Annotated in this window: 23 protein-coding genes; 11 read left to right on the top strand and 12 right to left on the bottom strand. The window is 40.4% G+C overall.

Annotation, left to right across the window (positions count from 1 at the left end):
- Positions 1-36 precede the first annotated feature (36 nt).
- The 4 genes from ACNKW3_RS10195 (at position 37) to miaE (ending at position 5,585) form a co-directional block, all read left to right on the top strand.
- Complete coding sequence (locus ACNKW3_RS10195) at positions 37-912, top strand: hypothetical protein (RefSeq protein WP_427399194.1); 876 nt, start codon at positions 37-39, stop codon at positions 910-912.
- Between the two features lie 207 nt (positions 913-1,119).
- A complete protein-coding gene (locus tag ACNKW3_RS10190) occupies positions 1,120-3,042 on the top strand; it encodes a Cache 3/Cache 2 fusion domain-containing protein (protein ID WP_427399193.1) in 1,923 nt (640 codons plus the stop codon).
- Positions 3,043-3,241: 199 nt separating this feature from the next.
- On the top strand, positions 3,242-4,657 hold the full coding sequence (locus ACNKW3_RS10185; RefSeq protein ID WP_427399192.1) for a glycoside hydrolase family 28 protein: 1,416 nt from the start codon (positions 3,242-3,244) through the stop codon (positions 4,655-4,657).
- A gap of 163 nt (positions 4,658-4,820) precedes the next feature.
- Positions 4,821-5,585 carry a tRNA isopentenyl-2-thiomethyl-A-37 hydroxylase MiaE gene (gene miaE, locus ACNKW3_RS10180; RefSeq protein WP_427399191.1) on the top strand — a complete coding sequence of 255 codons (765 nt, stop codon included), beginning with the start codon at positions 4,821-4,823 and terminating at the stop codon, positions 5,583-5,585.
- Positions 5,586-5,588: 3 nt separating this feature from the next.
- Here the strand turns inward: miaE and ACNKW3_RS10175 are convergent, their stop codons facing one another.
- Positions 5,589-6,455 (bottom strand): hypothetical protein, encoded by an 867-nt coding sequence (locus tag ACNKW3_RS10175; RefSeq protein ID WP_427399190.1) that lies wholly within the window; start codon positions 6,453-6,455, stop codon positions 5,589-5,591.
- 287 nt (positions 6,456-6,742) lie between these two features.
- Between ACNKW3_RS10175 and ACNKW3_RS10170 the strand changes: the two genes are divergently transcribed.
- Positions 6,743-7,348, top strand: coding sequence for a Yip1 family protein (locus ACNKW3_RS10170; protein WP_427399189.1), 606 nt, complete (start codon positions 6,743-6,745; stop codon positions 7,346-7,348).
- Between the two features lie 65 nt (positions 7,349-7,413).
- On the opposite strand, the gene purF is transcribed toward ACNKW3_RS10170, so the two are convergent.
- From purF to ACNKW3_RS10115, 11 genes are all read right to left on the bottom strand, one after another.
- Entirely contained in the window at positions 7,414-8,934 is a 1,521-nt protein-coding gene (gene purF / locus ACNKW3_RS10165; protein WP_427399188.1) for an amidophosphoribosyltransferase, read from the bottom strand.
- A 15-nt stretch (positions 8,935-8,949) separates the two neighbouring features.
- The gene (locus ACNKW3_RS10160; protein ID WP_427399187.1) at positions 8,950-9,435 is read right to left on the bottom strand and encodes a CvpA family protein; all 486 of its coding nucleotides are present in this window, start codon (positions 9,433-9,435) and stop codon (positions 8,950-8,952) included.
- 75 nt (positions 9,436-9,510) lie between these two features.
- A complete protein-coding gene (locus ACNKW3_RS10155; RefSeq protein WP_427399186.1) occupies positions 9,511-10,140 on the bottom strand; it encodes an SPOR domain-containing protein in 630 nt (209 codons plus the stop codon).
- A complete protein-coding gene (locus ACNKW3_RS10150) occupies positions 10,137-11,465 on the bottom strand; it encodes a bifunctional folylpolyglutamate synthase/dihydrofolate synthase (protein WP_427399185.1) in 1,329 nt (442 codons plus the stop codon). Before ACNKW3_RS10150 ends, ACNKW3_RS10155 begins: the two co-directional genes overlap by 4 nt.
- Before the next feature lie 10 nt (positions 11,466-11,475).
- Positions 11,476-12,360, bottom strand: a complete 885-nt coding sequence (accD, locus tag ACNKW3_RS10145; protein WP_427399184.1) for an acetyl-CoA carboxylase, carboxyltransferase subunit beta — start codon at positions 12,358-12,360, stop codon at positions 11,476-11,478.
- Positions 12,361-12,506: 146 nt separating this feature from the next.
- Positions 12,507-13,292 (bottom strand): tRNA pseudouridine(38-40) synthase TruA, encoded by a 786-nt coding sequence (gene truA / locus ACNKW3_RS10140; protein ID WP_427399183.1) that lies wholly within the window; start codon positions 13,290-13,292, stop codon positions 12,507-12,509.
- A gap of 10 nt (positions 13,293-13,302) precedes the next feature.
- Positions 13,303-14,178, bottom strand: coding sequence for a 23S rRNA pseudouridine(2605) synthase RluB (gene rluB / locus ACNKW3_RS10135; protein WP_427399182.1), 876 nt, complete (start codon positions 14,176-14,178; stop codon positions 13,303-13,305).
- 6 nt (positions 14,179-14,184) lie between these two features.
- Complete coding sequence (gene scpB / locus ACNKW3_RS10130) at positions 14,185-14,829, bottom strand: SMC-Scp complex subunit ScpB (RefSeq protein ID WP_427399181.1); 645 nt, start codon at positions 14,827-14,829, stop codon at positions 14,185-14,187.
- Positions 14,822-15,655 carry a segregation and condensation protein A gene (locus ACNKW3_RS10125; protein ID WP_427399180.1) on the bottom strand — a complete coding sequence of 278 codons (834 nt, stop codon included), beginning with the start codon at positions 15,653-15,655 and terminating at the stop codon, positions 14,822-14,824. The genes scpB and ACNKW3_RS10125 overlap by 8 nt, the downstream gene beginning before the upstream one ends.
- Before the next feature lie 5 nt (positions 15,656-15,660).
- Positions 15,661-16,284 carry an L-threonylcarbamoyladenylate synthase gene (locus tag ACNKW3_RS10120; protein ID WP_427399179.1) on the bottom strand — a complete coding sequence of 208 codons (624 nt, stop codon included), beginning with the start codon at positions 16,282-16,284 and terminating at the stop codon, positions 15,661-15,663.
- 82 nt (positions 16,285-16,366) lie between these two features.
- Positions 16,367-17,221 carry a PHP domain-containing protein gene (locus tag ACNKW3_RS10115; protein ID WP_427399178.1) on the bottom strand — a complete coding sequence of 285 codons (855 nt, stop codon included), beginning with the start codon at positions 17,219-17,221 and terminating at the stop codon, positions 16,367-16,369.
- Between the two features lie 264 nt (positions 17,222-17,485).
- Here ACNKW3_RS10115 and ACNKW3_RS10110 point away from each other — a divergent pair, with 264 nt between their 5' ends.
- The 6 genes from ACNKW3_RS10110 to trpA are packed head-to-tail and all read left to right on the top strand — an operon-like array spanning position 17,486 to position 24,134.
- Positions 17,486-19,066 (top strand): anthranilate synthase component 1, encoded by a 1,581-nt coding sequence (locus ACNKW3_RS10110; RefSeq protein WP_427399177.1) that lies wholly within the window; start codon positions 17,486-17,488, stop codon positions 19,064-19,066.
- Complete coding sequence (locus ACNKW3_RS10105; protein ID WP_427399176.1) at positions 19,067-19,678, top strand: aminodeoxychorismate/anthranilate synthase component II; 612 nt, start codon at positions 19,067-19,069, stop codon at positions 19,676-19,678.
- Between the two features lies 1 nt (position 19,679).
- Positions 19,680-20,702: an anthranilate phosphoribosyltransferase gene (gene trpD / locus ACNKW3_RS10100; RefSeq protein ID WP_427399175.1), complete on the top strand. Its 1,023-nt coding sequence runs from the start codon at positions 19,680-19,682 to the stop codon at positions 20,700-20,702.
- The gene (gene trpCF / locus ACNKW3_RS10095) at positions 20,702-22,096 is read left to right on the top strand and encodes a bifunctional indole-3-glycerol-phosphate synthase TrpC/phosphoribosylanthranilate isomerase TrpF (RefSeq protein WP_427399174.1); all 1,395 of its coding nucleotides are present in this window, start codon (positions 20,702-20,704) and stop codon (positions 22,094-22,096) included. Before trpD ends, trpCF begins: the two co-directional genes overlap by 1 nt.
- A 23-nt stretch (positions 22,097-22,119) precedes the next feature.
- Positions 22,120-23,301: a tryptophan synthase subunit beta gene (gene trpB / locus ACNKW3_RS10090; RefSeq protein WP_427399173.1), complete on the top strand. Its 1,182-nt coding sequence runs from the start codon at positions 22,120-22,122 to the stop codon at positions 23,299-23,301.
- On the top strand, positions 23,301-24,134 hold the full coding sequence (gene trpA, locus ACNKW3_RS10085) for a tryptophan synthase subunit alpha (RefSeq protein ID WP_427399172.1): 834 nt from the start codon (positions 23,301-23,303) through the stop codon (positions 24,132-24,134). Before trpB ends, trpA begins: the two co-directional genes overlap by 1 nt.
- The last annotated feature ends 5 nt before the right edge of the window (positions 24,135-24,139 follow it).

Raw genomic sequence — 24,139 nt, 5'->3', positions numbered from 1 at the left:
AATTGAGATTTAACAAGCATTTAAAAGGAAGTCATAATGTTTAACCGAAGCAAAAAATATATAATTCTACTGCTGTTAAACATTATTGTCGTGGTTGTATGGTATACCAAGCAAGAAGACCCTGATCTTGGAATTTTTGACACCGACTACGTGATTAATTTATTGGACCAAAAAGATAAATTAGAGAATTCCGTAACCCAACTTCAAAACACCCTTACACAAATAAACGCCGATATAGACTTAGCAAGAATCGAAGTTGACCAATTACAAGTTCAAGCAATCAATGCGGAACAGAGATTTAATCAATGCCAAGATGAAAGAAAGGAACTTACATCCCTATTGAATGCGGCTTCTCAATCTCAACAACAAGAAAATGAAGCTGAAAAAAGCTGTTTGGTAGAAGAAAATCAATTACAACTTCTGCGTAATCAATTGTCAGCCAGACAAAGTAGAATCGCAGATTTAACCACTGAGAATGGCAATTTGAGACGTCAACTTGCTAGCAGTCAACAACAACTTCAGCAGGGATCAGCGGTAGAAAATGAAGTTGAGAGATTGAAACAAAAAATTCGTCAGCTAGAAAAAGATATTGAAGATCCAATTTACCTAAAATCTTTATTGGTAAGCGAACGCCAATGTGAAAATCCAAGATTTGAAGAATTGGTGTGTATTCAGGAGTTTTTGGTTCGACCTAAATTCAGTAAAGCGCCCCTCACCGAGGTTCAAATTACCTTGTATACCCCTAACCGTGAAGTCGCCGCTTCAGGGATTTTCGTGGCTAAACGCGCACAATTATTCAGATTTGATATGGGACGAGGCGCTGAATTCCCTGCTGGCGAATATACCGCGGAATTAGCAGTTAACGGCGAAGTGTTGACCAGTTCTGGTCATCTTATTGCCCAACGTAAATAACACATATCCTACCAACAAAGCTAAATTTACCATCAACATGCGTTAGTTAAAATCTATAACAAATACATAGTTTTATTTTCATTAACAGAAAAATGTTTATGATTTTTATTTAGTGTAAATTTAAGTATTATTTTTTTTAGTATATAGAGTAACCAAAAGTCTACATCTGCCGATAACAACATAATCCTTTCCTTAAGGCAGAGAAAAATGGGCATTCAAAAAAAATTTCTGTACGTAACGGCTAGTGTCGTCATTCTGTTAACTTGTATTTTTTCTATTTATGGCGCCTATGAGTCATATAAAGAGACCAAGCTAGCAGTTACCGAAAGAAAGGAAATTATGGCTAACCAGTTATTCGATATTTTAGCGGTAACTGATGGTCTTATGCAGGAACGCGTAAAAAGTAGCATGAAACTCCTTCTTGAAAGAGGGAGAAATATGGGAGAAGCAACACTTGCTGGATCAGTCAATGTGAATGGCACTGACGCCAATCAATTACTAATTGGAGGCCAAGAGCAAGCAAATAACTTTGCCTTAGTGGACGGTTTGACCCAAGTCATGGGTGGCACTGCGACCCTGTTCAGTAAAAAAGGCGATGATTATATTCGCATCTCCACCAACGTAATAAAAAATGGCAAACGAGCAATAGGTACAAAACTGGCACCAAGCGGAAAAGCCATTGCAAAAATCAACGATGGCAAAGCCTATTATGGGCAAGTTGATATTTTGGGTAGTCCCTACCTTACGGCCTATGAACCAATGAAGAACAGCCAACAACAAACCATTGGAATTTGGTACGTTGGCTACTCAGCTGATTTAAAAGTGTTAGAACAAGCCATAAGTAAAAGCCGAATTTTAGAAAACGGTTTTGTTGCTTTAAGAGATAGCAAAGGAAATGTCCGCCTGCATTCTGAACATGTAACCGCTGATTCAGTCTCCAAGGCGATGGATTCTAAAACGGATCAATACACTGTGAATATCATCCCTTTCGAATCTTGGAATTACGAACTTGTGCTGGTTACAGATAACGACGATATTCATTCAATGTTAACCCAGTCTATTTTCATGCAAGTGTTAAAAATCATTCTTGTTGGGGCAGCAGCGATTGGATTGGTCTACGTACTGATCCATAAATTAGTCAGCAAGCCCCTCAACGAATATATTTCGGCAGTTAATACCTTGGCTGGTGACGAAGCGGATCTAACCAAACGCTTTGATATTAAAGCAGAGGATGAATTTGGCCGAATGGGCGCTGGATTTAATAAGTTGATAGAAAGATTGCAAGATACAATGCGCCAGGTTGATATTTTAAGTGAAAAATTACAAACCCATGCGTCTTCGTTGCAATCTTCAGCGCAAATGTCTAATCAGTCATCATTGCAGTTAAGTGAAAAAACAGCAAGTATGATGAATAGCATTTCAATCCTAAAAGAAAATGCGAAAGCCGTGTCAGCCAATGCTTCAGAAGCAGATTCTTCAGCAAAAACTGCCGATATTCACACGAATGATAGTGTTCAAGCACTTAACAACACCATTTCTGAAATTGAAAAACAAGCGGCTGATATTGATGACACCGTTGCCGTAGTGACCAATTTAGCTGATGCCAGTGAAGCTATCAGTAGCGTACTAGAGGTTATTCGCAATATTGCCGAACAAACTAACTTGCTAGCGTTGAATGCTGCTATAGAAGCTGCAAGAGCCGGCGAACAAGGCAGAGGTTTCGCAGTTGTTGCCGACGAAGTAAGGTCCCTAGCAAGCCGCACACAAACCTCTACTGAAGAAATTCGTAAGATGATAGACACTTTGCAAAGCGGTAGCAGAACGGCGTCAACCAAGATGCATTCAAATAAAGATAGAATAGAAGAAACCGTAAAAACGACTAAGAAAGCAGGACAAACCTTACAGGAAGCATTGCGTTCTGTAGCTGACATTACCAAGTTAAACGAAAAGAATGCAGCTATGGCTGCACAGCAAAGTGATGTCTCGCAAAAAGTTAATCAGAACATTGAAGAGATTGAAAGTATTGGACAGCAAACCCGTAATCACTCAGAAGAGTTCGTTGCAAATTGCTCAGAAGTGAGTCAACTTGTAGCGCAATTACGTGGTCGCCTACAGTCATTTAAGTTTTAAATATTCATTTGTTAATTACAGTGTCCCTCATATTTGGGGCACTGTATGACCTGCCTTTTGTAAATACCCCCTTCTCCTCTTAAACAAAATTACCTATCTTATTTGTAAATATATTTCGATAATTTTGTTAACCTAGATTTGACAAAATAACCTTAAATATTCATTATGCCACCGGTAGCATATATTTTAGGATGCATAAATGAATCGCTTATTTAGTTCCAAATCGTCACAACTTTTTATTTTATTGTTCACAATTCAATTTGCTTTTAGCTCACACGCCAATAAATCGTCTATGGATGATGATTGGAAACAGGCTTCAATAATTGAACAACAAATACAACTACCCAAAATTCCAGAACAACAATTTTCAATTGTGGACTTTGGCGCAAAAACCAGTCCAGCCGACGCTTCCGAAGCTATAAACAACGCAATTAAAGCTGCAAATAAGGCGGGGGGTGGCAAGGTTATTATTCCTCAAGGTGAGTGGCTAAGTAAGGGACCTGTAAATTTATTAAGTAAAGTAAATCTGCATGTCAGTGAAGGCGCCAGGCTTTTATTTTCAACTCAAGCAAAGCATTATTTACCTGTGGTGAAAACCCGATGGGAAGGCACCGAAGTTTTTACTTATAGTCCTAAGATCTATGGTAATAATGTGACTGATGTTGCCATAACGGGCAAAGGTATTATTGACGGAAATAAAGACAGCGAATTTATTCCTTGGTACAAAAAACAAAACGAAGACGTTTATAAAATAAGAAAAATGGGCTTTGATTTAGTACCTGTTAGCCAAAGACAGTTTGGTGAAGGCCATTATTTACGCCCTCCCCTAATTCAAATATTCCATGGTAAACGCGTTCTCTTAGAAGACTATACAGCCAAAAATTCTGCGTTCTGGGTTAATCATCTAGTTTATACCCAACATGCTACGGTGCGCGGCATCAAAGTGGACAGTCACAACCCCAACAATGATGGTTTAGATATAGAGTCCAGTAGTTTTGTGTTGGTTGAAAATAATTTCTTTCGTACCGGAGATGATGCTGTCGTTGTGAAATCTGGACGTGATGCGGATGGTCGAGAAATTGGTATTCCTAGTACCGATATTCTGGTTAGAAATAATGATATGGGAGGTGAAGACGGCATAGGGCTAGGCTCAGAAATGTCTGGTGGTATTAAACGGGTATTTTTCACAGACAATGTGATGCACTCTGGCTCAGCAGCTTTTCGCCTAAAAAGTAATTTGGACAGAGGCGGCTTAGTTGAAATGATAAGAATCCGTAATGCTAAGGTAGAATCTTTTGATACCTTATTCTGGTTCCAACTGAACTACCCTAGCCAGCTCGGCGGTAATTTTCCAGCAACCTACCAAGACATAGTGTTTGAAAACATCACGGCGAAAAACATTGGCCTAGTCTGGGATATGCATGCGCCAGCTTCATCGCCGCTTAAAAACGTTTTATTTAAAAATGTTTCTATTCAACAAGCACAAAGATTGTTTGATGTTGAAAACGCAGAAAACATTCAATTTGAAAGCGTCACCATAGGTGCTCCAGAAGGCTCTGGCAGAGATCCGCAAATACTGTCCGGCACGTTAAATTGGAAAGCGATTAAAGAGTAATCAGCAAGCTGTTAACCTAACCATCAAGTCATGAATTGATGGTTAGGTACTGCAAGTAAATTTCCCTTAAGGATCGCTTCTAAAGCAGCAAATTGATAGAATAATCTCGTTTTTGCTATTGCCTAATTTTTTAAACCAATAACATTGTTAAGGGTCACTTAGTTTGGAAGCTTTACTTGCGCCTATTCATCAATTTTTAAAATGCAAAACCCCAGACGCATGGGTAGCTCAAGCCGCCAGAAAAGAAAACCTTCCTACAATTTTAATTGATCATCTAATATGTGAATTAAAAGCCGCACAATCGGCCATGTATTTAATTCGAAAGTATGCGGTGGATGAAGAGAGTGGAAACGCCTTGTTGGCCTGGCTAAAACCTTTTGAAGACTTTGCCTATCGTAAAATAGGTGATTGGCGTGAATTAGCGCAACATGAAAAATTAACCAAGTCCATGTTACCCAAATCCGGCACGCCCTATAGCCAAGACTTAATTAACAAAATGGTATTGTTGATCAAAGAAGAACTGCATCACTTTTACCAAGTGCTAGAGATCATGCAAGAATACGATATTCCATACGAATCCGTTGGTTCTAGTCGTTATGCTAGAGGTATGTTGAAACACGTTAAAACCTATGAGCCAGACGCACTGATTGATAAATTGATCTGTGGGGCTTTTATTGAGGCTAGATCTTGTGAACGTTTTGCGGCATTAGCGCCTCACGTAGATAAACGATTAAGTGATTTTTATATTTCATTGTTACGATCAGAAGCAAGACATTACCAAGACTACCTAGCCCTTGCGCAACAGATAGTACAAAAAGACATAAGTGACCGAGTGGCATATTTCGCCGATGTTGAAGCAGAATTGATTACCTCTGTTGATACCGATTTTAAATTTCATAGCGGATTGCCAGAAGCAGGATTCGCCTGAAAATCACGCTTGAGGTTTCAAAATCATTTGTAACGAGGCTAGTTTCAATTCGGCTATAAATAAAGGCTGTTCTTGATTAACCCACCCACACACCTGTAAACAACTTTGTTCCGTATTGTCACCTGATACTTGCTTTACTAGCATTTGCAAACAATCATTACTGCGTAATTTTGCCAATTGAATATTATCGATGCACAAATGATGGCTAACATAAATTTGAGGATTAGCGATTAGATCGTGATTTATCGCTTGTGCTCTTTCTAATAAAGCAGATGAAATTAATGACAATGGATACATCTGAGGAAAATCTACTTTGTCTGCAAATTCATCAATAAAAATGGTTTGGTCAGCATGGGTACTTAATAAAAAGTTCTTAGCATTCCCCACTATCATCCATTTTCGCTTTAAAAAAACATTGTCCTGAATAAAGGTTCTATCTTTGTATTCAGATAATTTTTCAGGTGTATAGCTTTCAAAATTGTTTGGCAAAGGCGAATATTCACTGTCGCGTTTAAATCCAATTATTGCAGGCTTTCCGTTTACTTTTAAACATACACGCTGAGATATCATTTTACCTTGTTCAGTCTCAGATTCTCGCGACTTTTTCAGCTCAACATGAATAACATCATCTACTCGTACAGGGTTAGCAAAGTTAAATTCATAAGTGGTGAAAGGCAAAAAGATGTTTTTGTGGTCTGGCACACTTTTGATCTGGCTTTCTATAAACAAGCCCAGCTGAAAACCCAAGGCTATTGGACCATTAAATGGATTGTCTTTAACCCATTGCCATCGATACCTATCATGAAACAAATTAAAATCGTCAGTGGCATTTCGTGCTATATCAATGTGCAATTGCGAGATTTGATACATCTGAATTTTCCGTAAATATTTGTCTACTATTTTTATCTGCTAAAAATAAAGATTCTTTTACTAAAATATGCAAATTTCTAAATTAGGTTATTAGCCTAAATGTCATAAATTAATCAAAAAATGTGCATTTTTTTTGCGATTAAGCCCTTGTTAATTGTTTGTTAATGCCCTATATTCGAAATGTAACCACTCTGTGGTGTTTGGGGTTACTTGGTAGTTGCTCTTGAAATGAGCCATCCAAGTCAGTTTTGTGCGCTGATGTAGCGCGTTATTCAGGAGCAATCGTCGTGATTCTAAACCATCTATTCGGGATCTATACCCAACCAAAAGAAGAATGGAAATCTATTGACAAAAAACATGAAAGTTATTTTTATGCATTAAGTCATATTCTTATTATTTCATTAATTCCCGCAGGTATGGCTTACTATGCTTCCACCACTATTGGCTGGGACATAGGCGCTGGCGCTACAGCGGAAACCTTAAAATTAACCACCCAAAGCGCATTGGCCATGTCTGTGGCAATGTACTTTGGATTGATATTTGGCGTGGTAGCATTAGCTGTGCTAATTCACGAAATGGCCAAATCGTTTCAAGCAGAACCAAATTATACCCAAAGTCTAGAACTAGCTGCTTACACTGCAACTCCATTGTTTATGGCGGGTTTTGGTGCTTTCTATCCTGAGCTTTGGTTCTTAATGATGGTAGTATTGGTTGGTCTTTCCTATTCAATATATCTGCTTTATACCGGCGTACCAATAATGTTGCATATCCCTGAAGAAAAGGGCTTTATCTTTTCTAGTTCAGTGGTCACTTGTGGCTTAGTGTTGATGGTTATCTTAATGGCTGCTTCGGTAATCTTGTGGAGTATGGGCTTGGGTCCACAGCACATGTAATTTACGAAACAAAAAAGCATCCACAAATGTGGATGCTTTTTTGTTTTTAAATCATATAAAACGACTTAGTCGTTATCCATATTGTACATTTCTAGATTCGTCAACTCGGCTTGTTTTCGCGGGATTTTCTTAGTGGCTTCTCCCCTCGCCTTATCAATTTTCTCTAAATAGCTTTGATCTACATCTCCAGTCACGTAATTACCATCAAATACAGATGTTTCGAACTTAGTGATATTTTCGTTCTCTATTGCAACTGCTTGGGTTAAATCATCTAAGTCTTGGAAAATTAATCCATCGGCTTTAATACAATCTCTTATTTGATCGGCTTCACGACCATAGGCAATAAGCTCTACCGCCGAAGGCATATCAATGCCATATACATTCGGGAATCGAATTTCAGGGGCTGCGGATGCAAAATACACTTTCTTCGCACCAGACTCTCTCGCCATTTCAATAATTTGTTCTGACGTTGTACCCCGTACTATTGAATCATCCACCAATAATACATTCTTGCCTTTAAATTCAGAAGAAATTGCATTTAGCTTACGTCTAACTGATTTACGACGCATTTTTTGCCCTGGCATGATAAATGTTCTGCCGATGTAGCGGTTTTTCACAAACCCTTGACGGTATGGTAAGCCTAGAGTTGTTGCAATTTGCAGAGCTACATCCATAGAAGTTTCTGGTATCGGTATAACAACGTCTATATCAAGATCCGCCCATTCTCGTTTAATTTTCTCACCTAGCATTCGGCCCATATTGACACGAGATGCATAAACAGACACACCATCGATAAAAGAATCAGGACGGGCAAAATAAACAAACTCAAAAATACATGGGTTACATACAGGATTTTCAGCGCATTGACGGGTGTATAACTTACCCTCTTCTGTGATATATACAGCTTCTCCAGGCGCCAAATCTCGAATAAACTTAAAACCAACAATGTCTAAGGCAACGCTCTCAGAAGCAACCATATATTCGTCACCATTCTCAGTGTGACGTTTGCCTAGTACTAATGGACGAATACCATGTGGGTCCCGAAAGGCCACCAAGCCATGGCCAATGATTGCAGCCACTATGGCATAAGCACCTCTAATTTTCTTGTGAACCTTTTTGACGGCATCAAATATATCATCCGGTTCAATTTTTAAGGCTGCATTGCTTTGTAATTCGTGAGCAAAGATGTTTAATAACAACTCTGAATCAGAAGTTGTATTAATATGACGACGAGCTATTTTAAACACTTCGTCTTGTAGCTCATAAGCATTGGTTAAATTACCATTATGCGCAAAAGCAATGCCGTATGGAGAGTTTACATAAAATGGTTGCGCTTCTGCAGAACTGGATGAACCTGCGGTTGGATATCGGCAATGACCTATGCCGATGTTACCGGTTAGCCGTTTCATGTGGCGTGTATGGAAAACATCACGCACCAATCCATTTGCCTTACGCAAATTAAACATATTGTTTTCGATGGTCATTATACCAGCTGCATCTTGGCCTCGATGTTGTAGAACAATAAGAGCATCGTAAAGTGCTTGAGCAACCGGCTCTTTACTGACTATACCAACAATACCACACATAGAATTAACCTATAGCTAAGGTGTCACAAAGCTTGAGCTTTGCTTCACAAATTCAAAAAACCATTCAATTATAAAACCAAATTCAGGAACTAGTACTGAAGACTTCCACCATTGAGCTTCTGCAGCACCAGTAAAAGTGTCAAGGAAGAACAAGGCTGCACTGACGATAAGTACACCTCTCAATGCACCAAAAACGGCGCCTAAAGCTCTATCCGTGCCGGTAAGTCCTGTGGCTTTAACTAACTGTGAAATAATGTAATTTATCAGCGCACCTGCAATTAGGGTTCCCACAAATAACAGTGCAATTGCAACCCCGTTTCTAATCAAAACATCATCGAAATTTGTAAGATAAACGGCTAATTGAGGATAGAATTGCTTTGCGATAAAAAATGCACTGACCCATATGACAAGGGATACAGCTTCCTTAATAAATCCTCTTACGATACTGATTACTGCGGACAAGCCAATTATGGCTAATATCGTAAAATCAAACCAATTCATTTTTTAATCGATTCCAAAAGATGACGCTGTTAAAAGCGAACTCGCTTAAACTGGCGCGAAGTTTACCAAATAAGATTACTGAGCGCTAACTTCAAATTCAGTAATTTTTCCGGTTAATCCGGTTAATTCCTTTAAATGAGGTATGGCTTTTTCTAACTCTGATCTTTCTAACTCAGGCCCAACAAAGACTTTAGTAAGTTTACCTACCTTAGTTTCTATGGGACGGCTATAGACTCTGTAGCCAGCATTGGTTAGGGTTCTAATGAGTTTTTTCACATTTGCCTGATTGCTAAAGCTACCCAGTTGCACCACCCAACCAGAATCTTGGACTTGAATTTCCGGCTCAGGTTCAGTGACTTGCTCGGTTGTTGATTCTGTGGCTTGTATTATCTCTGTATTGGCCTCTGGATCCTTTAGGTTTTCAGCTGATGCCGCGCCATCGGTTGGTTCTGAATCCGGCGCATATACATCATCTACAGGTTCTTCATCAACGATTTCCATTGGCCGAGTCGCTACACTTTTGATAGTTTCAACATCTAGTTTTTCGACCTCATCAATGGTTTTCTCAGGCGGCATTTCAGGCACATCTAAAAATGCTTGATTGTTTACCTGCTTTTCGCCATCTAGCAATTCAGGCAACAAAATTACAACCAAAGCGACGACAATGATTGTACCTACCAAACGATTTTTTAACGCACTAGTCATGAACTCAATTTATCCTGCTGTTGCATATACTGTATTGCTTGAGCAACTGTAAGGAAGGATCCGAATACGTATATCATATCAGTTGAAGACGCTTGCTCAAGTGCTGTTTTTAAGCCTAAATCTACAGATGAAAAACATTGTAAGCTTTTTAACTCAACCTTGGCTAACGCATTTTTCAAACGAGTGCTCTTTTCACCTCTGTCACCCTCCAGATCGCACACATACCAATGCGCCGGAATATCAGCCATTACTGTTAACGTCTGTTCGATATTTTTATCTTTTAGCATTCCAACTACGTAGTGAATATTGTGACTATTGATACGTTTAATCTTATCAATTAAATAGTCAGCAGCTTGAGCGTTATGTCCAACATCAACTATGACCTGAGGAGCATCAAATATTCGTTGAAAACGCCCAGCAATCCGAATATCGCTAATGGTTTGCTTAAGACTATTGGAATTCGACAATAATTGTTTCAAAGGTTCAGATTTATTCCCAGACAATACTTGATAGAGTCTCCAACACGAGAGAATAGCAGTAACTACGTTTTGAGCGGGTAATTGTTCGTTATTCCATGTGTAAAGGATTGTTGTTTCACTTTGTTCTATATTTGGAATTAACCGATCTAGGTGAATAGTGAATGAGCAGGACCTTTGCAACTCGTGAATATCATAGTCACGTCCGAGCATCCAAACATCGTCTGATAACAATTGAGGTAAATTAATACCTTGTTTTTCTGCGTCAAATGCCAGTACAGCCTTGGTTTTACTCTTTACTACACCACATTTTTCAAATGCAATTTGATCAAGAGTATCGCCAAGCCAGGATTGATGGTCATAACCAATACTGGTGACACTAGCCACATCCGCATCAAGTATATTAACGGCGTCTAAACGCCCACCTAATCCCACTTCTAAAACAATAACGTCTAACTCATGCTTTGCAAAACATACTAATGCTGCTAATGTCACAAATTCAAAATAGGTTAACGATGTATTGCCTCTTGCATGATCGACTAATTCGAAAGCTTCGCAAAGTTTGTCATCATGGATTTGGTCGCCATTGATACGAATTCGTTCATTAAAATCAATTAAATGGGGAGAAGAATATACGCCAACATTAAATCCAGATGCTTGGGTGATGGCCTCAATGGTTCTGCACGTTGTGCCCTTGCCATTTGTGCCGGCGACCGTCACTATTTTGGTATATTCGAGATTAAGAGACAACTGCTGAAAAACATGGGCTGTCCGTGACAACCCCATATCAATTTCTTTTGGATGACTTCGTTGAATAAAATCGAGCCACTGAGAAAGCGATTTGCTCATTCAGTTAATACTATTCGTCTGATTCTATTTGTAACTGGCTAGTCTGTGAAGGCGCATTACCATGTAATTTAGCAAGAATTCGGTGCAAGGTGTCTTTCATTTGTCTTCTATCGACAATTAAGTCTATCGCACCCTTTTCTAACAAAAATTCACTTCGTTGGAAGCCTTCAGGTAATTTTTCTCTTACCGTTTGCTCGATAACTCTTGGCCCAGCAAATCCAATAAGCGCTTTAGGCTCAGCGACATTTATATCGCCTAACATGGCCAAACTGGCAGATACACCGCCCATGGTTGGATCGGTCAAAACCGAGATATAAGGTAATTTCTTAGCGCTAAGTTTAGCAAGCGCGGCGCTTGTTTTCGCCATTTGCATGAGTGACAACAAGGCTTCTTGCATGCGCGCACCACCACTGGTAGAAAAACATACCAATGGACAGTTGTTTTCTATGGCAGCATTAACAGCAGCAACGAATTTAGCGCCTACCACGGACGCCATTGAGCCACCTAAAAAAGAAAACTCAAAGGCCGCAACAACTACCGGTAACCCGTTGATAGAGCCTTTCATTACGATCAAGGCATCTTTTTCATTAGTCGCTTTTTGTGCCGCGCTTATACGATCTTTATAACGCTTAGAATCTTTAAACTTGAGTACGTCTTGAGGCTCCAAATCGGCCGCAATTTCAGTTCTATCTTTGGTATCTAAAAAACCATTCAAACGTGCTCTTGCGGTTATACGCATATGGTGACCACATTTTGGGCACACTTCTAACAGCTTTTCCAGTTCTGATTTATACAATACAGACTGACAGGAACCGCATTTTGTCCAGATACCTTCTGGTACATTACTCTTGATAGACGACTTGGTTTTCGGCAGTATCTTTTCGATCCAGCTCATTTAATAATCCTGTAAATCACTTAATTCTTATAGTTGTTTTAGATTTTAGCCAATTACGGCGAAAATAATCGGACAATTAAATCACATAAAGGGTTCAGAAAAAACAAAATTCATAGAAATCAGATCAGTATCTGGTTAAATATGACTTACTTAAACAAAAACAAGGGACCCATTTCAGAATTAGGAAGTTCGAAGTGTTCTGGATAAGTAACATCGACCAAATACAAGCCATTAGGTTTAGCGGTAGCTGCAGCCAAGGTTCTATCTTTGGCGTCTAATAAAGTTTGCATCCAATCCACGGGCTGTTCCTGAGCCCCAATTTCGATTAATGAGCCTACAATGTTGCGCACCATATGATGTAAAAATGCATTTGCACAAATTTCCAATACCACATAGGGCCCGGTGCGAGTGACAGACACTTCTTTGACATCCCTAAAGGGACTTTTTGATTGACACAGCGAAGCTCTAAAGCTGGTGAAATCATGCTCCCCTACTAAGCACTGTGCCGCTTGATGCATCAGTTCAGCGTTTAGCGATTTGTGCACATGTGTAACCCCTGGTGTAAAAATGCCAGGTCTTGTTTTTGAATTAAACATGATATAGCGGTATCGCCTTGCGGTGGCGCTAAATCGCGCATGAAAATCCTCACTCACCTGCTTTACCCAATTAATCGCAATATCTTGTGGTAGCAAGGCATTCATTCCAAGGGTGAAGGCTTTATCTGGACGTTCGGCTTGGGTATCAAAGTGCACGATTTGATTGGTTGCGTGCACCCCAGCATCGGTTCGTCCGGCACAGGCTACCTCGACGTCATGGCATAAGATTTGACTTAAACAGTTTTCGATATGGGCTTGCACACTAGGTACATGAGACTGTCTCTGCCAACCTTTATAGGCATTACCCTGATATTCCAATCCAAGAGCTAATCGCATGAATTACCGCTTATTTTTTTCGCGAATTATTTCTGTGACGCTGGCCAACCATTTTGTTTTGTTTGGTTTTGCGCAAAGAGCGTCGCATTCTGCTTAATTTAGTGTGGTCGAGCTGTTCCATGGTATGCACTTTAGTTTCAGTTTCATTTGACAATTTGGCCATTTGACGAAGCTGATTAACGTGCTCTAGATCCATTTCTAACCAAGTACCTTGAGGAAGGCGCTTAAACATTTCAATGTTACCAAACCTAATACGAATCAATCGGCTAACTTTTACGCCTTGAGATTCCCATAAACGTCTAACTTCACGATTACGTCCTTCTTTAAGCGTCACATTATACCAATGATTCACCGCTTCTTCTTCATTCGGCTTTACTTTTACCGAATCAAACTTAGCCAGCCCATCTTCAAGTTCAACGCCTTTGGCTAAGTTGCGCAAGATGGCGGGCGTAACTTCTCCAAAAATGCGCACGGCATATTCTCGCTCTATTTCGTAAGATGGGTGCATTAACCGGTTTGCCAACTCTCCATCATTGGTAAATAAAAGCAAACCACTGGTATTAATATCTAAGCGTCCGATCGCTATCCATCGTTGCCCAACCAAAGGTGGTAAACGATCAAAAACAGTTGGACGACCTTCTGGATCTTTTGCTGAACAAATAACACCTTCTGGCTTGTTGTACATGAGCACACGACAAGGAGACTTTTCTTTTTGCCTAGAAATAAGATGGCCATCTACTCGGATTTGGTCTGTTTCTTCAGCTCGATCGCCTAAGGTAGCCACTTTGCCATTTACTGATACGCGCCCCTGCTCGATCCATTTTTCCATTTCTCTTCGCGAGCCGACGCCATTGTTGGCCAAGATTTTTTGTAGTTTTTCAGACATAAGTACTTAGTGTAATTGATCAGAATCTAGCCGTTCGCTTGATTCTGAAGATTGTTCATTTTCCATAGTTTGCGATTGTTCTGCTTGTTCCGGGGTATCCAATCCAGTTTCCACCTGTTGGTTAACAAAATCATCGGCTGACGGTAGTTCAGACAATGATGTTAAAGCAAAATAATCTAAAAACGTTTTTGTTGTCGCGTACAAAGCCGGCCTACCTGGCACTTCTTTGTGACCAATCACTTTTATCCAATCCCTTTCAGATAAATTTCGCATAATGTTACTACTCACCGCGACACCACGAATTTCTTCGATTTCACCACGTGTTATCGGTTGTCGATACGCGATCAGCGCCAGAGTCTCCATCATGGCACGAGAATATTTAGGCACAGTTTCTTGCCATAAACGACTTAGCAATTGCCCCAATCCCGTATTGGATTGAAAACGATAACCACTGGCAACCTTAATCAACTGAATACCACGAGGGGCATAGTCCAATTCGAGTTCACTTAATGCCTTGTTTAATTGCCGTGAAGAAATAGTGAGCCCACTGAGAATAGTGGCGCGCATTTTTTCAATCGACAAAGGCTCATCTGCAACAAAAATTGCAGCCTCTAACAATTGCTTAAGTTGAAGATCGGAGATTTTACTCATATTCACCCAATTTTACATATAAATTTGCATAGGGTTGCGATTGTTCCAATAAAGCTAAGCCTTCTTTAACTAATTCTAAAATGGCAATAAAGGTCACTACAACACCAGCTTTTCCTTCCGATGAATCGAGTAATTCCTGTAAATCTAAATAACGATCGCTTTTTAAGCGTTGTAACAGCATACTCATTCGTTCGCGGGTTGATAACACCTCTTTTTGAATATGATGATGTTGGAAAGCGTCTGCCCGTTGCATCGCTTGAGCAAAAGCCAAGGCTAATTCCTGCAAACTCACCTGAGGTAAGTTTTTGATGGGTTGCACGTTGTCACTTGTGGCCGCTTGAGCAACAAAAAAATCCCGTTGTTGTCTTGGTGCTTCATCCAGTTTTTCCGCGGCTTTTTTTATCAACTCGTATTCTTTAAGGCGCCGAATGAGTTCTGCGCGCGGATCGTCTTCATCTTCTTCGCTATTATCATGTTTGGGTAACAGTAATCTGGACTTAATTTCCGCTAACATAGCCGCCATTAGCAGATATTCCCCCGCCAGTTCTAATTTGACGTCTGTCATCACATCAACATATTCCATGTATTGTTGGGTGACCTGCAAAACGGGTAATTCCACGATATCAAATTTTTGCTTGCGAATGAGGTACAACAAAAGATCTAGCGGACCTTCGAAAGTCTCCAAAATAACTTCCAAGGCTTCTGGAGGTATATATAAATCTTCTGGTTTTTCTATGATGGCTTCGCCATTGACGAAGGCAAGCGCCAGCGGTTGTTGCTGGGTTGGCGATTGATTAAGTTGTTGCTTATCCGTTTGCTCAACCATAGGTATTACACGTCAAAAGGGCTAGCGTCGCCTACGCCATAGCGAATAACTTCACTGGTGCCTTCAGATAAATCGATAACCGTGGTTGGCTCTTCTCCTAGATAGCCACCATGGATAATAAGCCCCACACGTTTTTCCAACTTATCCCGAATCTCATCGGGATCAGATTCGGCCATTTCTACACCAGGCAAAATCAGCGTTGTTGACATCAAAGGTTCTTTTAACTCTTCAAGGATCGCCAACGCAATGTTATTTTGTGGCACGCGAATGCCAATAGTTTTGCGTTTTGGATTTTGTAGACGCTTGGGCACTTCTTTGGTCGCTTTAAGAATAAAAGTATAAGGGCCTGGAGTGTTGTTTTTAATTTGCCTAAATGCCGTATTATCCACTCTTGCATACACAGAAAGCTCTGACATATCACGACACATGAGCGTAAAATTGTGTTCCTTGCTGATATCTCTTATGCGACAAATTTGCTCAAGTGCCTTTTTATTTTCCATTTGACACCCGATGGCATAGCCAGAATCCGTTGGGTACACAATCACCTCCCCTGCATTGATTAATTCACATGTCTGATGAATTAATCTAGGCTGAGGATTATCAGGATGAATATAAAAAAACTGACTCATCTTGTGTCCCTTCCAAGCGCTTTTGGCCGTTTATTCGTGTTTATTTTTTAAGTATAACAGAAATATAGACGAGGTAATCTGTTTACTTCGCCCATGTTTCCCACACAGGTTCAATTCCGTCTGGTAAGTGCAGTTTTCGGCCTAATTCATTCCATCGACTTGGTCCATGGAAATCTGATCCTATGCTAGCTAGAAGTCCCTTTTCCTTTGCTATCGCCAATATCAAAGCAGTTTTGGTTGGAGATACATTAGGATGTGCAACCTCAGTTGCATCTCCTTTTGCTAGACTAAAAGCATCGAATAATTTGCGTAACCATTTTGCTTTCATATCATAATGATAAGGGTGCGCTAAAGATGCAATCCCGCCCGCTTGATGAATCACATCCACTGCCTGTTCAATGGTTAGCCAATTGGCACTCACATACGCCCGTTTTTTATCACCTAAAAATTTATTGAACGCCTGCTGTATATCACTGCAAATACCTTCTTCTACAAGCACTTGCGCAATATGCACTCTAGACAATGTACCTGTAGCTTTTGCTTTGACTCGCTCAAACAAATTTGAAATGTTTAAAAAAGCCAATTTATTTACCATGGCTTCGGCTCGTTCAACTCGGGTCTTGCGTTGCATCTCAATAATATCCAGCAATGCAGGATGCTGTTCATCTACGTTTAATCCTAGAATGTGAATTTCAAATCCATGCCATTTAGTGGATATTTCAATGCCTGAAATAAGTTGTAATTTAAGCTTATGCTTATTAATTGCCACTTGTGCCGGTAAAATTCCGTCTACACAATCATGATCAGTAATCGCTAACATATCCACTTGCATTTGTTGGGCTCTAAGAACCAACTCTTCTGGTGTTAATTTGCCATCTGAGTACTTGGTGTGACTGTGTAAATCTACTTTTGGCTGTTGTTCTGTAATTTTTGACATTAATTATTGCTTATTTTTATAAGTTGCTGGTTGACACAAACGCCTTTTTGTATTCTTCTATATAGAGTTAGAAAACAGCATTTAATTGACATATTAACATAATGAATACAACAAGCATGCGTAAAATCTGGTGGTGGACTAGACCCTGAGGGCTCTGGTGACGTCATACGTGTGTAATCCAAGGCCCAATTGTAGGGCCTTTTTTGTATCTCAGATTCATGATGGTCTCACAATTAGCCAAGCACTGATAAGAAAGGAAAATAAATGAGTTTGTCAGCACTGGGGAATGAACCTGGAACAGTAGAAACCATCAAACGGACCATCAGCTATGTCGCTGATCCGCTGATGGCATATAAGCAGATTTGTGGTACCAATTCAGTATTACTAGAATCCGCTGAAATTGACAGTAAAGACGACGTAAATAGCTTAGTGTTAATTGACGCTGCCCTACGCATTGAGTGCCAGCAGCAAACTGTAGTGATTACTGCTTTAACAGATAATGGTAAATCGATTTTGCCATTGTTACGTCAAAAGCTAGGTAATTTCATTAGCTCGTCAACTGAAAAAACCATAGTTGTTGAGTATTCAAGTCCAAAAACAGATACCGATGAAGATACAAGATTAAAACAGCCTGGTGTGTTAGATGTTTTACGATGTGTCAAAGACAACATAAACCCCATTAGAGATGACCAGCACGCGGTCTTTTTAGCGGGGATATTTGGCTATGACCTAATTGCGACTTTTGAGCAGTTACCAGAGGTTCCCCTTGGCTTAAATAAATGTCCTGATTATGTATTTTATTTAGCTGAAACCTTACTTCTTATTGACCATCATGAAAAAACGTCTGAATTACTTGGTGGCGTATTTTCCGGTGATCAAGTAGCTCAAAATTATTTCGCTCTAAACCAGCGTTTAGAGCAATTGAATCAACAAATTTTATCCACAGAAGTTACACCTTTTGAGCCAGTGAAATCACCCGAATCAGAATTATTGGTGGATAAATCTGACCAAGCTTATTGTGAAGATGTTGCCCAGTTACAAGAACACATTCTTGATGGTGATATATTCCAAGTAGTGCCTTCACGCACTTTCCGGTTACAGTGTCCACAGCCATTGTTAGCCTACAAGCGATTAAAACAAACCAATCCATCACCCTACATGTTTTATATTACCGACCAAGACTTTACTATTTTTGGCGCATCACCAGAGTCGGCTTTAAAATATGATACGACTAACAATCAAGTGGAAATTTATCCCATAGCCGGAACCCGGCCCCGCGGCAAACGAGAAGACGGTAGCATCGATTTAGATTTGGATAGCCGATTAGAACTTAATTTACGGTTGGATGAAAAAGAAAAATCTGAACACATTATGCTAGTAGATTTAGCAAGAAACGATATCGCTAAAGTGAGTACGCCAGGTTCTCGCCATGTTAAAGATCTGCTCAAGGTCGATAGGTATAGTCATGTGATGCACTTGGTATCTCGTGTGGTAGGCCAATTACGACCAGATTTGGATGCTTTGCACGCATACCAAGCCTGCATGAATATGGGCACATTGGTTGGCGCTCCAAAAATCAGTGCAGCGACGCTAATTCGAGAAACAGAGAAATGCACCAGAGGCAGTTATGGCGGTGCCGTTGGATATTTAAATGGTAAAGGTGATTTTGATACCTGTATTGTTATTCGAAGTGCGTTCATTCAAAACGACACTGCCTATATTCAAGCTGGCGCAGGCGTTGTAAAAGATTCAATACCGCAATCAGAGGCAGATGAAACTAGAACTAAAGCTCAAGCAGTGATTAATGCCATTCAAACTGCTAACCAAGCGATTGAGGGGAAATAAATGGAACACTTACAAGTTATTCTTCTCGATAATCAAGACTCATTTACCTACAACCTAGTAGATGAATTACGCGTTTTAGGCGTTAACTTAAATGTTTATAGAAACACTGTTGCCCTAAACACCATCTTAGACGCATTAGACACTGCCTCTAAAAATGGTCCTTGTGTTTTATTACTTAGTCCCGGCCCTGGAGCACCTGAAAACGCAGGTTGTATGCCCGAACTCATTGATAAAGTGGCGGGGAAATATCCGGTACTAGGGATTTGCTTAGGCCATCAGGCTATCGTAAATCATTATGGCGGAACGGTTGGCCGCGCACCATACGTGATGCACGGCAAAGCATCGTTAATGCAACATAATGAGCATCCAATATTTAGTAATTTTTCCAACCCCATGAGCATTGCCCGCTATCACAGCCTTGCGGCAAAAGATGTTCCATCATGCTTACAGGTTATCGCAGATATTGACGGATTACCTATGGCGATATTGCATCAAACTGATAAGATGCTCGGCTTTCAATTTCATCCTGAATCAATTTTAACCTGCGAAGGAAGCACCTTGTTGAAACAAGCTTTGGGGTATTTAACAACTTCAGTTAAAGAGAATGCTTAACATGGACAAACAAACATTGTTAGAGAGTATTTATTCTCACCAAGACCTTGACCTAGCTCAGGCAGAATTTTTATTTGGCCAAGTGATGCAGGGAAATTTCAGTGAAATTGAGATAACTGCCCTCTTGGTTGGATTAAAAACCAAAGGTGAAAGCGAATCAGAAATTGCCGGTGCGGCCAGTGCAATGATTAATCATGCCAAGGTTTTCCCTCGTCCTGATTATGCTTTTAGTGACATAGTGGGTACTGGCGGTGACGGTCATAACACGATTAATATTTCAAGTGCCGCAGCTTTGGTCGCAGCGGCTTGTGGTGTTAAGGTTGCGAAACACGGAAATAAAAGTGTTTCAAGTAAATCCGGTTCCTCTGATCTTTTTGCCAGCTTCGGGCTAAATTTAATGATGTCGCCGGAAGTTGCGAGAAAGTGCTTAGATGAAGCTAACTTTTGTTTTTTAGCCGCTCCAAATTATCATGCCGGTGTTGGGCATGTAATGCCAGTAAGAAACGCGCTAAAAACACGAACTGTATTTAATATTTTAGGCCCTTTGGCCAATCCTGCTAAACCCACTCATGGTGTTTATGGCGTCTACACCTTAGGGCTTTTGCCGGTTTATGCCGATGTTCTCAGCGCGCTAGGACACAAAAATGCACTAGTGGTTCATGGCGCTGGCTTAGATGAAATCGCTATTCACGGTCCGACAACAGCAATGCAAATTAAAAATGGCGACATCCAACCAATTACACTAACCGCCAAGGACTTTGGAGCCCAAGAAGCGCATTTAGTTGATATTCAAGGCGGGTTACCTGATGAAAATAAAGGTTTAATTGAAAAAGCCTTGCTTGGTAAGGGTAAAAAAGCGCATATGGACGCTATTGCAGTAAACGCGGCGGCGCTTTTATGGGTTAATGAAAAAGCCGATAGTTTAGCTGACTGCTACGACATGGCAATGACGAGCATGATGTCAGGAGCGCCGCTTGAAGTTATCCAAAAAGCAGCATCAATCAGCACGGAGAGTGCAAGCTAATGGCAAATGTACTAGATAAAATTGTTGCCGACAAACGTATCGAACTAACATCGCTTGAAGAACAGTTGCCATTAGAGACGTTTCAATCGACATTGGTTAAATCCGAAAAATCTTTTTTTGATGCCTTAAATAAAACCAAAGCTGGTTTTATTTTTGAATGTAAAAAAGCATCTCCTTCTAAAGGACTGATTCGTGAAAATTTTGATTTAGACGAAATCATTGATGCCTATACAGACGAAGCGGCATGTTTTTCAGTGCTGACAGATGAAAAATACTTTCAAGGAAAGTTTGAATACCTTGATTACGTGACATCTCGCGTCAACCAACCTGTTTTGAATAAAGATTTTTTCGTTAGCCCTTATCAGGTTTATCGTGCTAGATATCACAATGCAGATGCCATATTATTAATGTTATCTGTACTCACTGATGACGAGTACCAAGCATTACACGAAATCGCAGACAGTTTAGCGCTGGATGTATTAACCGAAGTCAGTAATGAAGAAGAGACTTACCGAGCACTTGCTTTAGGTGCGAAAATCATTGGTATCAACAACCGTAATTTAAGGGATCTTAGTACCGATTTAGCAATGACTGAAAAATTGGTGCCTATCATACGTTCTGATGCCAATTTTGATGGCGTAATTATATCCGAGTCAGGCATATACACTTATCAAGATTTACTTCGATTGAATCATTTGGTCGATGGCTATCTGGTTGGCAGTTCCTTAATGGCGCAACCGAATGTCAAAAAAGCCGTGCAGCAACTAGCCTACGGTAAAGTAAAAGTTTGCGGCGTTACTAGTATTGAACAAGCCAAACTGATTTCTTCGTTTCCTGTTTCATTCTTAGGATTGATTTTTGTACCTGCATCACCTCGTTATGTAGCGCCAGAAACTGCATTAGAAATTGTACACGAATTTCAAAACACTAACTTTGTGGGTGTATTTCAAGATCAGGCCATTACTCAGGTAGCAGAACTTGCTAATCGATTAGCGCTTTTCGCAGTGCAATTACACGGGAATGAAGATCAAGAATATATCGATAGTCTAAGATTGTTATTAAATGATGGCTGTGAAATCTGGAAGGTTAAAGGCATTCACATAGATCAAACAGCAGACGATTTGACCCTTGATCTAAATAATATTGATAAATGGCTATTTGATAGCAAAACCTCAACAGCTGCAGGCGGCACAGGCCAAGCGTTTGATTGGCGACAATTGTCAAAAGAGGTTTCAGAGCATTTTATTTTAGCGGGCGGCATTACCCCCACAAATGCGCTAAGCGCATTTACTACTGGTGCCAGCATCATTGATGTAAACAGCGGGGTTGAAGACAATCCTGGTGAAAAATCCGCAACTAAACTAGAAGCATTATTTACAGCGCTAAGAGCATAAGCGTTGTCTACATTGGTGGAAATATGAATAGATTAGAAACAAAATTTGGTGAATTTGGTGGTATGTATGTACCCGAGCTTCTGATACCTGCCCTTGATCAGCTAGAACAAGCTTTTCTAGATGCTAAAGAAGACCCAGAATTTGAAAAAGAATTTAAATCCTTGCTGACCGATTATGCTGGTCGCCCTACGGCAATGACATTAACGCGTAATTTGGTGGCTAATCCCAAGGTAAAATTATATTTAAAACGAGAAGATTTACTGCACGGTGGTGCCCATAAAACCAATCAGGTATTGGGTCAAGCATTGCTGACAAAACGTATGGGGAAAACCGAAGTTATTGCAGAAACAGGCGCCGGACAGCATGGTGTAGCAACAGCATTGGCCTGTGCTCTATTAGGTTTAAAAGCACGCATTTATATGGGCGCGAAAGACGTAGAAAGACAAGCGCCAAATGTTTTCAGAATGCGTTTAATGGGAGCGGAAGTTATTCCTGTCGATTCGGGCTCTGGCACTTTAAAAGATGCGGTAAACGAAGCCCTTCGTGATTGGTCTGCTAACTATGACAAAGCACATTACTTGTTAGGAACTGCGGCGGGTCCTCATCCATTTCCAACCATAGTCCGTGAATATCACCGCATGATAGGTGAAGAAACGCGTAAACAAATTATGCAAAAAGAAGGTCGTTTACCTGATGCGGTTGTTGCCTGCGTGGGCGGTGGCTCAAACGCAATAGGCATGTTTGCAGATTTTATCGAAGAACCATCAGTACGTCTTGTGGGCGTAGAGCCTGCTGGAAAAGGCATTCATACTAAAGAACACGGCGCTACAATCTGCAAAGGAACCAAAGGGATTTTGCATGGTGCATATACTTTTATTATGCAAGATGAAGTTGGCCAAATTGAAGAATCTTATTCGGTGAGTGCTGGTCTTGATTACCCTGCGGTTGGCCCTCAGCATGCGTATTTGCACGACATAGGTAGAGCAGAGTATTACGCGGTAACAGATCAGGAAGCACTAAACGCTTTCCAATTACTTGCTCGCAAAGAAGGTATTATTCCCGCACTAGAATCCTCTCATGCATTAGCCCATGCGCTAAATATGGCAGAAGAAGCCGAAGACGGTACCATTATCGTAGTAAATTTATCTGGTCGTGGGGATAAAGACCTTGCTCATGTAACTAAAATATTGGGAGACAAATTGTAATGGCAGTTTCTAAATTTGATGGCACCGGCCGTTACAGTGGCATGTTTGCTAAAATAAAAGAAAACAAGCAAGGGGCATTCATACCCTTTGTCATGTTAGGAGACCCAGACAAACAAACCAGCATTAAGATTATTCAAACCTTGATTGATGCGGGTGCAGATGGACTAGAGCTAGGCATCCCCTACTCCGACCCCATTGCTGATGGTCCCACAATTCAAAAAGCCAGTATTCGTGCGCTATCTTCGGGCATAAAACCGCAAGATTGCATGGATATTATTAGTGAAATTCGTGCTCAAAATAAAGACATTCCAATTGGTCTTTTGTTGTATAGCAATCTTGTTTTAGCGCGTGGGGTTGATAACTTTTATGCAATGGCAGAAAAAGCCGGCGTTGATTCTATTCTTATCGCTGATGTTCCCATTCGAGAAGTCGCTTCTTTTAACCAAATTGCGTCAGCGCACAAGATTCAACAAATACTTATAGCACCACCTAACGCTAGTGATGAAACGCTTGCCTCTATTTCTGAATTATCCAGTGGGTATACCTATTTATTAGGTCGAGCGGGCGTTACAGGTACTGAAACTGAAGTAGATATTCCTGCAAGTGCACTTATTGATAAATTAGCCACTTATGGTGTTGCCCCACCTGTTTTAGGATTTGGAATTTCAAAACCAGAACAAGTAAAAGCCGCGATTTCAGCTGGCGCTGCTGGTGCAATTTCCGGATCTGCGACAGTAAACATTATTGCAGAACACTTAGATAATCCAGAGGCAATGCAAAAAGCACTGAGTGAATTTGTATCTACTATGAAAGCTGCGACTCATTACGAATAAGGCAC

Source organism: Glaciecola sp. 1036, assembly GCF_050306235.1.
Taxonomy (GTDB): domain Bacteria; phylum Pseudomonadota; class Gammaproteobacteria; order Enterobacterales; family Alteromonadaceae; genus Glaciecola.
Note: the sequence above shows the minus strand (reverse complement) of the source record. Positions and strands in the feature narration are given on the sequence as shown.

What these genes read in the sequence shown, in the direction of transcription:
- ACNKW3_RS10105 (WP_427399176.1), top strand. Translation starts at nt 19,067, where the DNA reads ATGGAACACTTACAAGTTATTCTTCTCGATAATCAAGACTCATTTACC.
- truA (WP_427399183.1), bottom strand. Translation starts at nt 13,292, where the DNA reads ATGCGATTAGCTCTTGGATTGGAATATCAGGGTAATGCCTATAAAGGT.
- trpD (WP_427399175.1), top strand. Translation starts at nt 19,680, where the DNA reads ATGGACAAACAAACATTGTTAGAGAGTATTTATTCTCACCAAGACCTT.
- ACNKW3_RS10115 (WP_427399178.1), bottom strand. Translation starts at nt 17,221, where the DNA reads ATGTCAAAAATTACAGAACAACAGCCAAAAGTAGATTTACACAGTCAC.
- ACNKW3_RS10190 (WP_427399193.1), top strand. Translation starts at nt 1,120, where the DNA reads ATGGGCATTCAAAAAAAATTTCTGTACGTAACGGCTAGTGTCGTCATT.
- ACNKW3_RS10110 (WP_427399177.1), top strand. Translation starts at nt 17,486, where the DNA reads ATGAGTTTGTCAGCACTGGGGAATGAACCTGGAACAGTAGAAACCATC.
- trpCF (WP_427399174.1), top strand. Translation starts at nt 20,702, where the DNA reads ATGGCAAATGTACTAGATAAAATTGTTGCCGACAAACGTATCGAACTA.
- ACNKW3_RS10160 (WP_427399187.1), bottom strand. Translation starts at nt 9,435, where the DNA reads ATGAATTGGTTTGATTTTACGATATTAGCCATAATTGGCTTGTCCGCA.
- trpB (WP_427399173.1), top strand. Translation starts at nt 22,120, where the DNA reads ATGAATAGATTAGAAACAAAATTTGGTGAATTTGGTGGTATGTATGTA.
- accD (WP_427399184.1), bottom strand. Translation starts at nt 12,360, where the DNA reads ATGAGCTGGATCGAAAAGATACTGCCGAAAACCAAGTCGTCTATCAAG.
- trpA (WP_427399172.1), top strand. Translation starts at nt 23,301, where the DNA reads ATGGCAGTTTCTAAATTTGATGGCACCGGCCGTTACAGTGGCATGTTT.
- ACNKW3_RS10195 (WP_427399194.1), top strand. Translation starts at nt 37, where the DNA reads ATGTTTAACCGAAGCAAAAAATATATAATTCTACTGCTGTTAAACATT.
- purF (WP_427399188.1), bottom strand. Translation starts at nt 8,934, where the DNA reads ATGTGTGGTATTGTTGGTATAGTCAGTAAAGAGCCGGTTGCTCAAGCA.
- scpB (WP_427399181.1), bottom strand. Translation starts at nt 14,829, where the DNA reads ATGAGTAAAATCTCCGATCTTCAACTTAAGCAATTGTTAGAGGCTGCA.
- rluB (WP_427399182.1), bottom strand. Translation starts at nt 14,178, where the DNA reads ATGTCTGAAAAACTACAAAAAATCTTGGCCAACAATGGCGTCGGCTCG.
- ACNKW3_RS10185 (WP_427399192.1), top strand. Translation starts at nt 3,242, where the DNA reads ATGAATCGCTTATTTAGTTCCAAATCGTCACAACTTTTTATTTTATTG.
- ACNKW3_RS10175 (WP_427399190.1), bottom strand. Translation starts at nt 6,455, where the DNA reads ATGTATCAAATCTCGCAATTGCACATTGATATAGCACGAAATGCCACT.
- ACNKW3_RS10125 (WP_427399180.1), bottom strand. Translation starts at nt 15,655, where the DNA reads ATGGTTGAGCAAACGGATAAGCAACAACTTAATCAATCGCCAACCCAG.
- ACNKW3_RS10120 (WP_427399179.1), bottom strand. Translation starts at nt 16,284, where the DNA reads ATGAGTCAGTTTTTTTATATTCATCCTGATAATCCTCAGCCTAGATTA.
- ACNKW3_RS10155 (WP_427399186.1), bottom strand. Translation starts at nt 10,140, where the DNA reads ATGACTAGTGCGTTAAAAAATCGTTTGGTAGGTACAATCATTGTCGTC.
- ACNKW3_RS10150 (WP_427399185.1), bottom strand. Translation starts at nt 11,465, where the DNA reads ATGAGCAAATCGCTTTCTCAGTGGCTCGATTTTATTCAACGAAGTCAT.